A 14,996-nucleotide genomic window follows, 5' to 3' on the forward strand; every position below is an offset into this window, starting at 1 on the left:
ATAAATTATACATAAAAAATGGTGTTTTATTTTTTAGAAGATGTGAATTTTCTTATTCAAGATTCTAGTAAATATTAATAAAACGACCTGAGATTTATGATGAGCAATTTAAAAATTCTAATTACCAAATTATCGAGTAACTCTCGGACAGCATTAGAAAAATCAGCAAACTCATGTATTTTGTTACAAAACTTTGAAATTGAAATTGAACACCTGTTTTTAGAGCTTTTAAATCAAAGCAGCAATAACGATTTAAAAATTTTACTAAACAAATACAAAATTAATTTAGATAAACTTTCAAGTGATTTAAATCAATCACTTAACACCCTACCTAAGGGAAATAATCGCACGCCAATTTTCTCAAAATCAATTGTTCGATTATTGGAACAGGCTTGGTTAGTTGCATCAGCAGATCAAACTCCGATTATTCGAAGTGGCCACTTATTGGTCGCGCTATTAACAGCAGCCGATCTTTATCAAATTGCGATTCGTGCATCGGAACGTTTTGAGGATATTCCAGTTGAATTACTCAAACATAAGTTTCTCGAAGAGTGTGAACACAGCCCAGAAAATATTCATCACGAAGACGTTAATCCTGCACCTGCAAAAGCGTCAGATACCAAACAAAAAACGCCAGCACTCGATTTATACACCATCAATCTAACCGATAAAGCTAAAAATGGTGCAATTGATCCTGTAATTGGCCGTGAAAATGAAATTCGCTTAATGCTGGATATTTTGATGCGTAGACGTCAGAACAATCCGATTTTAACTGGTGAACCTGGCGTGGGAAAAACCGCGGTGGTTGAAGGTCTTGCACTCAAGATTGCACAGGGTCAGGTACCGAGTGCCCTACTCAATGTACACTTGCATACCTTGGATATGGGGCTGCTACAAGCAGGCGCAAGTGTAAAAGGTGAATTTGAAAATCGTTTAAAACAAGTGATTCAAGAAGTTCAATCTTCGACGCATCCTATCATTTTGTTCATTGACGAGGCACATACCCTGATTGGTGCAGGCGGACAAGCCGGGCAAAATGATGCTGCCAACCTTTTAAAGCCTGCCCTTGCGCGGGGTGAGCTTCGAACAATCGCAGCAACCACGTGGGCAGAATACAAACAATATTTTGAAAAAGATGCTGCGCTCAGCCGCCGCTTTCAGGTCATTAAAGTTGAAGAACCGTCTGAAGAAGTTGCGGTTGACATGCTGCGCGCCATGATTCCAGTCATGCAGCAGCATTTTAATTTACATATCGACGATGAGGCGATTGTGACAGCCGTACAGGCCTCGCATCGCTACATCAGTGGTCGTCAGCTGCCTGACAAAGCCATCAGTGTGCTCGATACCGCCGCAGCGCGTGTCGCACTGACACAAAATGCACAGCCGGTGATGCTCGATCAGCTACAGGCCGAGCTACATAATCTTCAACTTGAACACGATTTATTAACGCATGAGCATCGCCACTCTGCGGCACATGAGCAGCGTTTAAACAGCTTGAATCAGGATATTCAAGCTGTAAATCATCAGATCCAAGCCGTACAAGCACGCTGGCAGCAAGAGCTTGAACTGGTTAAAAAAATTCAGGATATTCAAAAAAATAGTGAAAATTTAGAGGATTATTCAGCTCAGCTTTTGCCATTGCGTAATAGCTTACAACAGCTTCAGGGCAATGAGCCATTGGTGTTTGAACGTGTGACTGCACAGATGATTAACCAGATTATTTCCGACTGGACCGGTATTCCAGTAGGTAATATGGTGCATGACGAAATTCAACATATCCTGACGCTCAAAGATAAATTAGAACAGCGCGTAATGGGACAAGACTATGCGCTCGAACAGCTCGTGCAGGGAATTAAAACCTCTAAAGCTCGTTTGGAAGATCCCAATAAGCCACAAGGCGTATTTTTACTGGTAGGGCCAAGTGGTGTCGGTAAAACAGAAACTGCACTTGCACTTGCAAATGAGCTTTATGGTGGTGAACAACACCTGATTACCATCAATATGTCTGAATACCAAGAAGCACATACCGTTTCATCCCTAAAAGGTGCGCCTCCAGGCTATGTCGGTTACGGTCAAGGTGGCGTGTTAACCGAAGCTGTGCGTCGTCATCCGTACAGCGTGGTATTACTCGATGAAATTGAAAAAGCCCATAGCGATGTTCAAGAGCTGTTTTATCAGGTGTTTGATAAAGGCATGCTTGAGGATGGTGAAGGCCGGTTAATCGACTTTAAAAATACCACCCTCATTCTGACCTCAAATGCAGGTTCAAGCAGCATCATGAAAACGTGTATTAACCGTCCAGTCGAGGAATGGCCAAGCGCGATTGAATTGATTGAACAACTTAAACCAAGTTTGTATCAGCACTTTAAACCGGCATTTTTAGGACGTATGCGAATTGTGCCCTATTTTCCATTGCACGATGAGTTACTGATTCAAATTATCCGCCATAAACTCGATAAAATTGTCCACCGTTTGACGGCCCAGTACAGTACAGAGGTGGAGTATTCAGATGATGTGGTTGAACTCATTTTGATGCGTTGTACCGAAGTCGATAGTGGTGCGCGTAATGTTGATCACATTTTAAATGCAAGTGTATTACCAGCACTTGCCACCCACATTTTGATGGCGTTAGCCGATCAAAACCTACCAAAACGAATTGTAATAGATACCCAAGACGATGAAATCGTCTACCAGCTTGATCCTGTTGAAAAAAAATCGAGTAAAAAACGTGTCGTCAAAACGACTAAAGTGTCTGAAGCGTGAGTCTATAGAGTAATGCTATGCAACTAAATTTGTCAGAATTGCTAAATCCAATTACTGAACACTCGCCATGTGGAGAGGATTATTCATTCTCTAATGAATTTCATCGGATCAAGCAGGCCAGAACACAAGATGATCTGCTACTTGATCAGGGAGATTGGGTTACCGCACCCAAACAGGCCAACTGGGAATTGGTGATTGAGACATCGACAGATTTATTACAACAGCACACCAAAGATATTCGTTTACTCACTTGGCTCGTTGAAGGCTGGGCAAATCTGGCTGGATTTGAAGGTATTGCCAAAGGCGTAGAGCTGAGTCATCTGCTCCTCGATCGTTACTGGGATTCGATTCATCCGGTGATTGAAGATCAGGATTTAGATCAGCGTTTGGGGCTGTTACAGGGATTAATTAATCAGCTTCCAATGCTTGTAAAAAAAGTACCTCTGATCAATACAGCACCTTATTATGCATTGCTGCAATACGAAAGTTTTCTTTACCATCAGAATATTCGTAGAAAGCAAAGCGATGAATACTCCGATTCAGATGCACCAAATGAACTTGAAGTATTTGAGCAAGCCCTGTTTAACACTTCAAAAAGTTTTCAATATCAAAACTATCAGTCATTTAAAGAAATTCTTGAGCAATGGCATACCTTAAAACAGGTACTTGATACACATATGGGACTTGATGCGCCAAGCTATGCTGCAATTGATTCGAGTCTGGAGGGAATTGATGTGACCCTGCGTAAAATTTATAAGGCTGATACGTTTGATACTGCGCCAAGCCAAACTTCCTCCATATCTGATCAAAACCACAATGATGTTGTCGCTTTAGACCAAAGTAACCACCCTGTAGCACAGCCTGTATCCTCACAGTTTCAGCCAGTTGCTCAAAGCCATATTGAAAACCGCGAACAGGCCATTCGCGTACTACAGCAAATTTCGGACTATTTTCAAACCAATGAACCGCATAGCCCTGTCAGTTATATGCTGCAAAAAACCATTAAATGGAGTCAGATGCCGCTACACGAATGGCTGGCCCAAGTGATTAAGGATGAACATCCGCTTCAACAAATACATGATACATTGGGTGTTCAAACCCAAAATGAATACGAATAAATGTGGGTAAAAACATATGTTTAAAGCAGAAAAAATCCTCTGGGGCGAAGGATTGTTTTTACGTCCACAGCATTTTCAGATTCAGGACAGCTATCATGAGCAGCGCCTGAATCAAACCATTCGGTCAACCATTCCATTTGCATATGGTATTCGGCAACTGCGTTTTGACGAGTTACAACTCGGTACTCACGTGCTGGCACTCGAAAGCATTGAAATGATTTGGCAAGACGGCGAGATTTATCACGCACCGAGTACAGATTTATTGCCGGAACCTTTGTTACTTGATGATCTGAATTTCCGTGGTGAGATGACGATTTATCTGACGCTACCTGTGGTTCAGCCCAATAAAAAGAACATGAGTCATGATCAAGAACAGCAGCATTCGGGGCGTTATGCATCGCATCTTGCACATACCCATGACTTGTTTACCGATGCTCAACCTGCCGACATCACCTTACTCCGACGTCGTGCCGTATTACGCTTACTCGATCCAGTCGCAGATCCAATCAGCCAGTTAGAGGGTTTTTTATACCTCCCGATTGGACGCATCAAACGTCATAGCTCTGGCGCTTTCGAACTGGATCAGAAGTTTATTGCACCGCTACTCCATATCGAAGCTTCAGAGGCCTTAACCTCTAATTTAAAACGTACGCTGAATGTCATTCGCGCCAAAATTAAAACGATTCAGACCAACAATCGCGAAAACGAACAGAAACTCATCGAATTTCGCTCTGGCGATATTGTCTCGTTCTGGTTGGTTAATGCACTGAATACAGCGCATGCAACATTAAGCCATTTTTTGCAGTATCCTCAAATTCATCCAGAGCGGCTTTTCTTTGAGTTGTTACGCCTAACAGGGTCTTTACTGACGTTTTCAACCGCTTACGAAGTCGATCAGTTGCCTTCATATCGCCATCATCAATTACAGCATAGTTTTCAAGAGCTGGATGTCATTTTACGCGATTTGCTAGATACGATTATTTCGAGTCGATATATCAGTATTGCGCTTAAGGAAATTCGTCCTTCTTACTGGTTGGGTAGTCTTGAATCAGACAAAATCACCCGAGATACACGGCTGTATATTGCAGTGTCGAGCAGCATGATGCAAACCCACGAACTGGTTCAGATCGTGCCGTTACGCTTTAAAGTGGGCAGTACAGTAGATGTCGAGCAACGCGTGGTGGCAGCCCTACCTGCCATACCATTGCATCATCTGATGCAGGTGCCGACCGCTATTCCCGTGCGCTCTGGGGTAAGTTATTTTGAAATTGAACCACATCACGATCTGTATCAACGCATGCTGGAATCCGAATCGATCTGTTTATACGTTCCATCGGGTTTTCAAGATATTAGCATTGAATTGATTGCTGTGATGAACGCCTAAGGAGAATCTGGATGAGCCAACCTACTGGTGCCCCTTCACTATTTGACGATGGCAAAATCGGCGGTGATTTTTCAGCACCCAATCAATACAGTCAGCAGCAAAGTGTCAATCTGGTCGATTTGTTACATGATGGATTTTATATTGTTTTCCTCATTCGAAATCAGTATATCCCATCGGATGTGCAAGAATTCCGCCAGAAAATTGTCGACTTACTCAATCGCTTTGAACAGCAAGCTAAAAAGCTGCATTTTTCAGCCGATGATATCCACGATGCTAAATATGCTTTTTGTGCGCTGATAGATGAAACGATTGTGACTCAGCAAGATCCAAGTTTCTTTCACTTGCAAAATGCATGGCTGATCAGTCCATTACAATTAAGCCTCTTTGGTTCACAGCTTGCTGGCTATCAATTTTTTGAAATACTGGAACAACTGCGCAGTAAAGGGAAAGCGCGTCTCGCGTCTTTAGAAGTCTTTCATTATTGTTTATTGCTCGGATTTCAGGGCAAATATCGGATTGAATCGATTGAAAGTCTGAATCATTTAGTGGCACGGGTTGGAGATGAAATTGACTACTTAAAGGGTAAAAAGGCAGCCTTCTCACCTTTTGCGGCTATTCCCGATCAAATTCGAAATATGATTCATGGTGAGCTGCCATTTTTTTGGATTTTAATTATTTTACTGATTTTTGCACTTTTGAGTTTCGGCGGACTCAAATATATGTTGGGGCATCAGGCCAATAGCTCACTTGCACCTTATCAGAATGTGGTTTCCGCGCCTGCTGAAGAAGCACATATCACCATTTACTTACCTTAAAAGGCACGGATATGGCACAAGAAAAACCGACTTCATTACGTATATTACAAACATCTAAAAAAAAATCAGCTTCACCTTTTATGTTTGGTCTTGTGGGGTTCATGACCGGCGTTGGTGTCACTTTAATGGGATTTTTTCTGGTTTTACAACCGTCTATGGGTTTATCTTCGGCACATTCACAAGCCGACGAGGTTGTGGTTCCAATTACGCCGAATCCACCTAGCTTACGTCAGGATGTGGAAACACCTGCACGTTCAGAAACCGCGCATGTAACCACGACAACGGGCGATGAAGCCGATACTGAAATCGCACAGCCGAAAGACAGTGAGCTCAGCAAACTTTTTTCGCATACCCCCGCAGCCCCGCCGGTTCAACGTGTTTCGCCATTTGATCAATCGCTACATGCGACACCGAAAACAGCAACATCTCCTAAACCTGCGGCTCAAACAACACCCAAAAAAGCCAATACAGCAGAGCCTAAAACTAATCATGATGCTGCCGTACCAGTTGCTAAGCCCACAACAGATTCTACAGCCGAGCCTTCAACTGCTGCGCCAGCAAAACCTGCAGAGGCAAGTTAAGTCTCATCTATGATCATTCTGATTATTTTGGGTTTTATTGCAGTGGCAGTGACATTGACACTGTTTATGTCATACGAGCTGCGCTTCAAAGCGAAACAATGGCTTCAAACACTTCTCCCCCAAAGTAAACATAAAATCCAGCATGCTAAAACGATGGTACAGCGCATGCATGCAGCATCGTCATCGCAGCAATTACAGTCGCAATGGCATTTGCAGCAATGGTGGATTTTAATTGCAGGATTACTATTGTTTAGTAGTGTGCTGGTGTTTGCTTTTACACGACCAGTCAGCTCGAGCAAAATTGAGGCCGAATATCTAAAAGAAGTCGATCCACAAATCTATACGCTCTTAAATGGTGAAATGCTCACGCCTCCACCTGAAGTTGATCAATCCTTGATTGAAGCTGCAATTGTTGAGGCCAATCAGCTCGAACAGCAATATGCCAGTAGCCGGCCTGCACAGCCGAGTATTACAGCGGAGGCCGAAGGTATTGGGCACCATAGTCTGATTATGGATACCCAGTTTGTTGATCGTAAATGGGACAAGATGAATCCGCGTTACAAACAACGTTTGTTAATGGTGTTTAAAATCATGAAAGAGCGCCATGGCTATGAATTGGTATTACTCGAAGGATACCGTAGCCCTGAGCGACAGAACTTCTTGTCTGGCAACCCCAATACCACGCGTGCCCGGGGCTATCAAAGCTATCATCAATTTGGCCTAGCCGCCGATGTGGCATTTAAACGTAACGGCAAAGTCGTGATTTCAGAGCGTGATCCGTGGGCCATGCGTGGCTATCAGCTTTATGGTGAAGTTGCAGAGTCGGTAGGCTTAACGTGGGGAGGCCGCTGGAAATCAATTCAAGATTACGGGCATACCGAATATCGAATGCCCGGCTTGAAAAAAACGAAAGAGATGGCCGAACAGCTCATTGCCGAAGGCCAACTAAGTGCGTCAGACACCAACAGTTAGTTTAAGCCTGATATATATTACTGAGGCACATAAACAAAACCCTCCATCAGAACACGGGCACTACGACTCATAATTGCTTTTTTCACTTGCCATTGTCCGCTGGTGTCTTGTACTGCTTCTGCACCAACACGTAAGGTACCCGATGGATGACCAAATCGAACCGCTTCACGTGGTATGGCACCAGCAGCTGTGTGTACCAACGTTCCCGGTACGGCAGCGGCAGTACCAATGGCGACTGCGGCGGTTCCCATCATGGCATGGTGCAATTTACCCATCGATAATGCGCGCACCAGTAAATCGATATCGGATAGCTCAACCGTTTTTCCGCTCGATGCCTGATAGGACTGCGGCGGCGCAACAAATGCAATTTTCGGTGTGTGCTGGCGTGATGCTGCTTCTGAAATGTCTTTGATAAGCCCCATTTTGACTGCTCCATGGGCACGAATGGTTTCAAAACGCGCCAGCGCAGCAACATCATTATTAATCTGATCTTGTAATTCGGTACCTGTATAGCCCAGTTCTGCTGCATTTAAAAAGATGGTCGGAATGCCTGCATTGATGAATGTGGCTTTAAACGTTCCAACTCCAGGCACTTCTAGATCATCGACAACTTGACCCGTTGGAAACATTGCCCCGCCATCCTCACCGTCTTCGGCAGGATCTAAAAATTCGATCTGAACTTCTGCGGCGGGAAAAGTAACTCCGTCGAGTTCAAAATCCCCAGTTTCTTGTACCACACCGTGTGTGATCGGCACGTGGGCAATAATGGTTTTTTGAATATTTTTTTGCCAGATGCGTACTGTGCAGTGTCCGTTGTCTGGAACTCGCTCTGGGTCAATCAATCCCTGACGAATCGCAAAGGCACCCACTGCTGCGGTTAAATTGCCGCAATTACCGCTCCAGTCGATAAACGGTTGGTCAATCGAAACCTGTCCAAACAAATAATCAACATCATGCTCGGGTTGTTGGCTTTTGGCGAGAATGACCGTTTTACTGGTACTTGATGTTGCACCGCCCATGCCGTCAATTTGCTTGCCATAGGGATCGGGACTTCCAATCACACGCAGCAAAAGCTGGTCGCGGGCGGCTCCTGCAACCTGAGCCTCAACAGGCAAATCATTTAAATTAAAAAATACACCTTTGCTGGTACCACCACGCATATAGGTTGCTGCAATTTTTTGTTGAGGAGGAAATTTCATGGTATTGCTTTATCCATTTCGCATTTTTATTCGATGCTTAGAGTTTAAATGATTTTTCTGGTAGTGGCTGTGACTGATCAGATCTGCGCGACTAAAGTTCAAAATCAATCTGGGCTGATCTGTTCTATTTTGCGTCAAGATGAAGATGAAGATGAAGATGAAGATGAAGATGAAGATGAAGATGAAGATGAAGATGAAGAGAATATATAAATGCTGAATGTTAGATTTTTATAATATTTTATATTCTTTTAAAATCTTGAGGGTGTTTAGGGAAAACAATATGTTTAACTTCAACAATTAAAGCTTTGTAAGCTGTAACCTTTTGCCTATAAACTCTTGATCTATAGCGTCCTAAGCCGAATCGAGACCTTTTGGGTGAGTACACACTAACGTTATACGTTTTGGTGCATGCTACTCTTTTCGATCCCTATCACACCCTTGAGATATAGTGTAGGAAAATCAGGGTGGGATTGTTTCCCTTAAAATCACTTTTTTATTTCATTTTTTAAATTTTTTTTCATTTAAAGCCAAATTAGTGACAATTTTTTCAATTTAAAGAAAAAATATACTTTTATTCTTTCATTATAATCAAAAAACAAGGTTATTTTTACCAAAACCAATACTTAAAATTTAATCATTGCACCCTCAGCACATCCGCCCACTGAGTAAGATAACTGGGCGATTTATGTGCCTGATTCATTTTCCAAGGTCGAGGCTGCTTATTCGTCAAAGGAGCCAAAATAATTCGATCTTTGCCATGCTCTTTGTTTATTTGTATCAATATATCCAGTAATTTTTGATTTTTAATGGTGCTCTGTGCATCGAAAAACAGATCTGGTACATATTGCTGCCGAGGAATTACATCTAGTAGCGTAATACCGGCTTTTTTGTAGCTGTGCCCTACTTTAAAGATACATTTTAATCCATATTGAACCGCTTTATTAATTTCCAGCAGATTGTCGGTGTAATCTCTCAAATGGACAATCGTATAGGGATGAAAATACTCAGCGTCTTGAAAGCGATTGGTACGGATACTAACACCGATCGATTTACATAACAGGCGCTGTGCATAAAGCCGCTCTACAGCCCGCTGGGTAAACTGCGTTAAGGCTTCACTCAGATTTTGCAAATCCTTAACAGGTTGTCCAAAGCTACGGCTACTAATAATATGCTGCTTATCGGGCACTTGATGTTCAAGTTCAATACAAGATATCCCTCGAAGCTCACGGACTGTATTTTCAAGCATCACTGAAAAATGTTGACCGAGTCGCTTATCATCAGCTTCAACCAAATCCATCACACTGCAAATCTGCATTTGTTCAAGACGCTTTTGTAGCTTGCGTCCGATGCCCCACACCTCCCCTACATCGGTGTGTGCCAGCAAATCTTCAATCACACAGGGGTCTTCATCGACCATGTTACAGACACCATTAAATGCAGCATGGGTTTTGGCGAGGTGATTGGCCATTTTGGCTTGAGTTTTTGAGTAACCAATACCAATACAGCACGGTAGTCCTAACCATGTCTGTACGGTTTTTAAAATCTGGCGTGCATATTGACTGAGATTTTCTCTGTGTTGATGGTCGGTCAGCTCCAAAAAACATTCATCAATGGAATAGATTTCCTGATCGTTCGGCCCGACAAAGTTAGCCAGAATATTCATAAAGCGTCTGGACATTTCGGCATACAGTGCATAGTTGCTCGAAAGCACAGCCACGTGATGCCGACGAATCAAATGCTGAATCTGAAAAAGCGGAACTGCCATTTTAATGCCCAATGCCTTGGCTTCTTTAGAGCGTGACACGACACAGCCATCGTTATTAGACAAAACAACCACTGGGCGTTGATGTAATTTGGGGTCGAATACTCGCTCACAACTGACGTAACAATTATTGACGTCGACGAGCGCAAAAATACGCTGTTTCATGGACTTATCGCATTCGTTTAAGGTTGTAAGTCACTACACCCCAAATCACCAATTCTTGGCCTTCATCGATATAAATATCTTGAAAGTCAGGATTTTCGGCTTTTAGCCAGATTTTTGGAGGCTGAAAATGATGATCGATCATCAAGCGTTTGACCGTAAATTCATTGTCGACCATGGCGATCACAATATCGCCCGATTTTGCAGGAAGGCTACGGTCAACAATCAGTGGATCGTCGATATCAATACCTGCATCGAGCATGGAAAGCGAATTGGCCTTCACAATAAACGTCGCACTTTCGTTACGAATCAGATATTCGTTTAAATCGAGTCCCTGTTCGACGTGATCTTGTGCAGGCGACGGAAAACCTGCCGCAACACGCTCAGTGGCAAGTGGAATCTGATAGATTTTGGCGGTATTGGGCTGAATCGCCTGTGCCTTGATCGAAGTTTTAAAATCGACCAGGTTATTGGTTTTTAAATTATCGAGCAGCCATTGTTTGATAAATGCCACTTGCGACTCAGGCACACGAATCACCTTAGTGGGTTCCTGAAATTTTGCCTTTCGACCCGCATTGGCCCGTGCACCGCCGTGCTCATTTTTATGTTGTTCAGCCATCATTCTCCTCCTCGCTTGACCATTCATCGTATTTTATTAATCTATCTTGAATTCGTTACAAATTCAAGTTGACGACGTTTTACTTTTGCATAACAATAGCCATGAGCAGATCAAATTATCAACAATATCTGGTGGAGCGTAACAATGAAAAAACAACGTGATGCAGTATTCGGCTATGCACAGGATTTACATGCTTACTATATTCAGTTTATTGAAAATAATAAGATTTTAGAAAATCGCTACGGCCTTGTATGTAACCTAAATGATGAAGATCAGGCCGACAGTATTATGACAACCTTGATACTAAAGAAATCCTTCTGGATGAATGGCTCGTCTTTGCACGACATCACCCGTGGACTACAGTTATTGGCACCGCATTTTAGCCATGCCTGTTAATGTTCAAGCTTTAAATGCTCAAATAATCCGGTTCTGCTGTTCGACACTTGCGAACCGGATGATGAGATGAAGTCTAATTTTCTATTTCAATTTAAAAAAATAAATTGATGTCATGCATCTAAATATTATTTTAATGCTGTTTTCAGGCTGATTTGGCACGCAAAATCATATTGGTTGCGGTGGCATGCGCATAGAGTTTTCCTTCTTCATCACGCAAATAGCCTTCAGAAATAATCAGGTTTTTCCCGATATTAATTACTTTCCCTTCTGCTATGAGCGGCGTATTAAACGGTACTGGACGGCACATTTTTATGGCTAGATCAGTGGTACCATAGCCTTCTCCAGCAGCCAGAACCGAATGCGCTGAACATCCAGTTACAGAATCCAAAACAGTTGCGGCAAATCCGCCATGTACGCCACCTAAAGGATTGGTATGACGCTCATCAGCTAATGCACGCATGACAATTCGGCCAAACTCGGCTTCGACTAACTCACCCATTCCCATGGTTTTTGAAATTCCAGGAGCCGGAACCAAGCCTTTTTGAAATGCTTGCATCATTTCAAGCCCCGTCATTTGATGTGGGTTCATGTTATTTTCCTCGCAAATTCTTTCATCATGTAGTTAACCGAATCTATTTATTTTTTCAGCCGTATCAATATAAAACCTAAACCTAATTTTAAGTTCCAAAAAAGAACTAAACAAAACGTACAGCGGTATCACAACAGAGTCAATCTATAAAACCCTAGAATTCTTGACTAGCAAGTTTTTTAAGGCGATTTGATCATCTCGATAAAAAAAGCCTCAACGCGTGAGGCTTTTTTAATGATGCTGAAGTTTTACGAACAACGTACGCCCTGAATGGTAGGGCGTGTTTTGGCTTCGGTGGCGACTAGGGACTGCGCCACAGCATCAATCACACGTTCCATTGCCACACTAGAAGCACGCACAGTTGCCTGAATATCACCTGCACCAGATGCCACTGGCTGCTGAAAGGTCATACGACAACTCATTTGACGATCGGCAATTTCCGCACTTCCCGCCGCTGCGGTTTTCACAGGTGCATTGATCGGTTCTTGTCGTTTGATAATCCAGGCCACCGCCACATCAATCATACGAGCATTCGATTTCATCTTTTCACCATTACCCGCGCTGATGATATCGAAATGAGAAAAGTCGGTTGCAATACGATACGAGACCTGCCCGCCAGTCATACCGCTGCTGTAGCGATCGACGGCGCCCAGCTTACGTTGTAATCCAGCCGACAGACTATCACGCAGTTCAGAGCTAAAGGTAGAGGTCCAGCGATCATTATCGAGTACCTTGGATTCGCCCGAAGGTTGCTGCAAGACCAACGGAATACGGTTGAGGCGGTCGGGCAACGCTACAGGAAGCACCTCAATGACTCGAACATTCGAGCTGGCCAAAGGCGTTACCTGAGGTGAAAGCGTGTAATAGTTCGGTGTTGGCGAACTGCTACAGGCACTGAGAAGCCACGGTAAAGTCACAAATGTGACACATCCCAGTAGTCGACGACCCAGTGACACTGGGTGTGTAATCTTATTTATCATCATCATCCTCTGGTAATTTGCCGCGAATCAAAGATTCTGGATGTTGTTCAATATAATCCGCCATCAATTGCAAGGATGCTGCGGCGCGCGTCATTTGCTGTAACGCACGGCGAACATCTTGCTGCATTGGTGCATCACTCGACAAAATTGATTCGCTTGATTTCACAGTTTTACGTACTTCAGTAAGTGTGGCTTGCAAATCTGGTGCAACTTTTCCATCTAACTGTTTAACCAGCTTGTCGGTCGATTCAATAGCGGTATTCATGTTTTTCAGCGTTTTGCGAACATCTTGACCAATTTCAACCAGTGGGAATTTGGTGAGCTTGTCGGCAATTTGTGAAACCTGAGCCTGTAAGCCGCTGAGTTCTGTTGGCGTGGTCGGAACTTCCACAACACCATTTGGTCGAATGATCAGATTTGCTGGTTTGGCTTTCGGGAACTTATCAAAGGCAATATAGTTTTGGCCCGTTAGCAAATTCCCTGTACGCATCTGAGCACGCCAGCCTTGCTGGATAAATGATCTGAAAATATCACCATCTGGATCGAGCTCTTTACCGTTGGCTAGACGCGACGGATAAATCAGCGCCTCAACCCGCATACGAAGCTGCGTATAATTGGCGTTGAATTCAACATTAATCGATTTCACATTCCCAATTTCTAAGCCCATAAAGTCAATCGGTGCGCCTGCAGTTAGACCACGAATAGAATGATTAAAGTACATAATGATCTGTTTTGGTCGGCCGTCTGGTTCTTTAAGCGCTTCTGTGCGTGAATCTGCCAGAATAAAACGACTGTGATTGGCCGCAACCCCCGCATTGGATGATTCCGGATAACCAAAGGCAATCCCGCCCGCCACAATACTGGCCAATGACTGGGTGTCTAAATTAAAGCCTGATGCATTGAGCGTGACATCAACGCCGCTGGCTTGCCAAAAGCGCGCATCGGTGGTGACAAATTTATCGTAAGGTGAGCGAACAAAGGTTTGTAACTCGACGCTCTTGCCATCTTGTGAGAGTTTATATGCTGTAATCTGTCCGACATTGATGCGTCGATAATAAATCGGTGAGCCAATATCCAGCGAACCCAAATCACGTGCTTTAAGAAAATAGACTTTGCCGGGTACATCCGATGCCACCACAGGCGGCACTTCAAGCCCGGTAAATTCCTCTTGCTTCTCTTTAGATTTGCCGCCATCGACCTCGATATATGCACCCGACAATAAGGTATCAATGCCAGATACGCCACTGGTTCCAATTCGTGGACGCACCACCCAGAAACGCGAATCTTTTGAGGCAAACTGGCTGGCGTCTTTGCGTAGCTCGATTTTGGCAATGACATGAGAGCCGTCGTCAGCTAAATCAATTTGACGCACTAGTCCGATATCGACCTGTTTATAACGCACAGTGGTTTTGCCTGCCACCAAGCCTTCAGCCGTACGGAACGACACATCGATTGTGGGCCCGGTGTTTAAAATAGCCTTAACCGCCAGCGAGAGCGCAATCAATAACGCCACAAGCGGAATGAGCCAGATCAGTGCCGGCCGCCACTTGCCTTTTCTCTTTTGTGGTTCAGGCAAGCCACGCGAAGTATGATTCGGATCTGGAACGGGATGTTCACTGTTTGGAGTATGCTCAGACATGCTTATCGTTCTTTTTA

Annotated in this window: 14 protein-coding genes; 8 read left to right on the top strand and 6 right to left on the bottom strand. The window is 43.6% G+C overall.

The annotated features are described in order from the left end of the window. Positions 1-99: 99 nt before the first annotated feature. Genes tssH through Aso01_RS01980 form a run of 6 tightly spaced genes read left to right on the top strand, consistent with a single transcriptional unit; the run spans position 100 to position 7,633 of the window. Complete coding sequence (gene tssH, locus Aso01_RS01955; protein WP_004939579.1) at positions 100-2,763, top strand: type VI secretion system ATPase TssH; 2,664 nt, start codon at positions 100-102, stop codon at positions 2,761-2,763. 17 nt (positions 2,764-2,780) lie between these two features. Then, positions 2,781-3,881: a type VI secretion system protein TssA gene (tssA, locus tag Aso01_RS01960; RefSeq protein ID WP_004939582.1), complete on the top strand. Its 1,101-nt coding sequence runs from the start codon at positions 2,781-2,783 to the stop codon at positions 3,879-3,881. 16 nt (positions 3,882-3,897) lie between these two features. Beyond that, entirely contained in the window at positions 3,898-5,265 is a 1,368-nt protein-coding gene (gene tssK, locus Aso01_RS01965) for a type VI secretion system baseplate subunit TssK (protein WP_004939583.1), read from the top strand. An 11-nt stretch (positions 5,266-5,276) separates the two neighbouring features. Continuing rightward, positions 5,277-6,080, top strand: coding sequence for a type IVB secretion system protein IcmH/DotU (gene icmH / locus Aso01_RS01970; protein ID WP_004939586.1), 804 nt, complete (start codon positions 5,277-5,279; stop codon positions 6,078-6,080). Positions 6,081-6,091: 11 nt separating this feature from the next. Beyond that, a complete protein-coding gene (locus tag Aso01_RS01975) occupies positions 6,092-6,661 on the top strand; it encodes a hypothetical protein (RefSeq protein WP_004939589.1) in 570 nt (189 codons plus the stop codon). Between the two features lie 9 nt (positions 6,662-6,670). Beyond that, the gene (locus Aso01_RS01980) at positions 6,671-7,633 is read left to right on the top strand and encodes a M15 family metallopeptidase (protein WP_004939592.1); all 963 of its coding nucleotides are present in this window, start codon (positions 6,671-6,673) and stop codon (positions 7,631-7,633) included. Positions 7,634-7,650: 17 nt separating this feature from the next. On the opposite strand, the gene prpF is transcribed toward Aso01_RS01980, so the two are convergent. Next, complete coding sequence (gene prpF / locus Aso01_RS01985; protein WP_004939594.1) at positions 7,651-8,832, bottom strand: 2-methylaconitate cis-trans isomerase PrpF; 1,182 nt, start codon at positions 8,830-8,832, stop codon at positions 7,651-7,653. A 48-nt stretch (positions 8,833-8,880) separates the two neighbouring features. Between prpF and Aso01_RS15920 the strand changes: the two genes are divergently transcribed. Beyond that, entirely contained in the window at positions 8,881-9,042 is a 162-nt protein-coding gene (locus tag Aso01_RS15920) for a hypothetical protein (RefSeq protein ID WP_004939597.1), read from the top strand. 424 nt (positions 9,043-9,466) lie between these two features. Here the strand turns inward: Aso01_RS15920 and Aso01_RS01995 are convergent, their stop codons facing one another. Together Aso01_RS01995 and Aso01_RS02000 are read right to left on the bottom strand one after the other, a co-directional pair. Then, the gene (locus tag Aso01_RS01995) at positions 9,467-10,759 is read right to left on the bottom strand and encodes a Y-family DNA polymerase (protein WP_004939600.1); all 1,293 of its coding nucleotides are present in this window, start codon (positions 10,757-10,759) and stop codon (positions 9,467-9,469) included. Positions 10,760-10,763: 4 nt separating this feature from the next. After that, the gene (locus Aso01_RS02000; RefSeq protein ID WP_004939604.1) at positions 10,764-11,375 is read right to left on the bottom strand and encodes a LexA family protein; all 612 of its coding nucleotides are present in this window, start codon (positions 11,373-11,375) and stop codon (positions 10,764-10,766) included. 144 nt (positions 11,376-11,519) lie between these two features. Here Aso01_RS02000 and Aso01_RS02005 point away from each other — a divergent pair, with 144 nt between their 5' ends. Next, the gene (locus tag Aso01_RS02005) at positions 11,520-11,771 is read left to right on the top strand and encodes a hypothetical protein (protein WP_004939609.1); all 252 of its coding nucleotides are present in this window, start codon (positions 11,520-11,522) and stop codon (positions 11,769-11,771) included. Between the two features lie 142 nt (positions 11,772-11,913). Here the strand turns inward: Aso01_RS02005 and Aso01_RS02010 are convergent, their stop codons facing one another. The 3 genes from Aso01_RS02010 to Aso01_RS02020 form a co-directional block, all read right to left on the bottom strand. Beyond that, on the bottom strand, positions 11,914-12,360 hold the full coding sequence (locus Aso01_RS02010) for a PaaI family thioesterase (RefSeq protein ID WP_004939612.1): 447 nt from the start codon (positions 12,358-12,360) through the stop codon (positions 11,914-11,916). Positions 12,361-12,608: 248 nt separating this feature from the next. Beyond that, a complete protein-coding gene (locus tag Aso01_RS02015; protein ID WP_004939616.1) occupies positions 12,609-13,340 on the bottom strand; it encodes a PqiC family protein in 732 nt (243 codons plus the stop codon). After that, a complete protein-coding gene (locus Aso01_RS02020) occupies positions 13,330-14,985 on the bottom strand; it encodes a PqiB family protein (RefSeq protein WP_162179346.1) in 1,656 nt (551 codons plus the stop codon). Before Aso01_RS02020 ends, Aso01_RS02015 begins: the two co-directional genes overlap by 11 nt. Positions 14,986-14,996: the final 11 nt, after the last annotated feature.

The organism is Acinetobacter soli (genome assembly GCF_000760595.1).
GTDB lineage: Bacteria > Pseudomonadota > Gammaproteobacteria > Pseudomonadales > Moraxellaceae > Acinetobacter > Acinetobacter soli.

What these genes read in the sequence shown, in the direction of transcription:
- tssA (WP_004939582.1), top strand. Translation starts at nt 2,781, where the DNA reads ATGCAACTAAATTTGTCAGAATTGCTAAATCCAATTACTGAACACTCG.
- prpF (WP_004939594.1), bottom strand. Translation starts at nt 8,832, where the DNA reads ATGAAATTTCCTCCTCAACAAAAAATTGCAGCAACCTATATGCGTGGT.
- tssK (WP_004939583.1), top strand. Translation starts at nt 3,898, where the DNA reads ATGTTTAAAGCAGAAAAAATCCTCTGGGGCGAAGGATTGTTTTTACGT.
- Aso01_RS02000 (WP_004939604.1), bottom strand. Translation starts at nt 11,375, where the DNA reads ATGGCTGAACAACATAAAAATGAGCACGGCGGTGCACGGGCCAATGCG.
- Aso01_RS01995 (WP_004939600.1), bottom strand. Translation starts at nt 10,759, where the DNA reads ATGAAACAGCGTATTTTTGCGCTCGTCGACGTCAATAATTGTTACGTC.
- Aso01_RS02015 (WP_004939616.1), bottom strand. Translation starts at nt 13,340, where the DNA reads ATGATAAATAAGATTACACACCCAGTGTCACTGGGTCGTCGACTACTG.
- Aso01_RS15920 (WP_004939597.1), top strand. Translation starts at nt 8,881, where the DNA reads ATGATTTTTCTGGTAGTGGCTGTGACTGATCAGATCTGCGCGACTAAA.
- Aso01_RS02005 (WP_004939609.1), top strand. Translation starts at nt 11,520, where the DNA reads ATGAAAAAACAACGTGATGCAGTATTCGGCTATGCACAGGATTTACAT.
- Aso01_RS02010 (WP_004939612.1), bottom strand. Translation starts at nt 12,360, where the DNA reads ATGAACCCACATCAAATGACGGGGCTTGAAATGATGCAAGCATTTCAA.
- Aso01_RS01980 (WP_004939592.1), top strand. Translation starts at nt 6,671, where the DNA reads ATGATCATTCTGATTATTTTGGGTTTTATTGCAGTGGCAGTGACATTG.
- icmH (WP_004939586.1), top strand. Translation starts at nt 5,277, where the DNA reads ATGAGCCAACCTACTGGTGCCCCTTCACTATTTGACGATGGCAAAATC.
- tssH (WP_004939579.1), top strand. Translation starts at nt 100, where the DNA reads ATGAGCAATTTAAAAATTCTAATTACCAAATTATCGAGTAACTCTCGG.
- Aso01_RS01975 (WP_004939589.1), top strand. Translation starts at nt 6,092, where the DNA reads ATGGCACAAGAAAAACCGACTTCATTACGTATATTACAAACATCTAAA.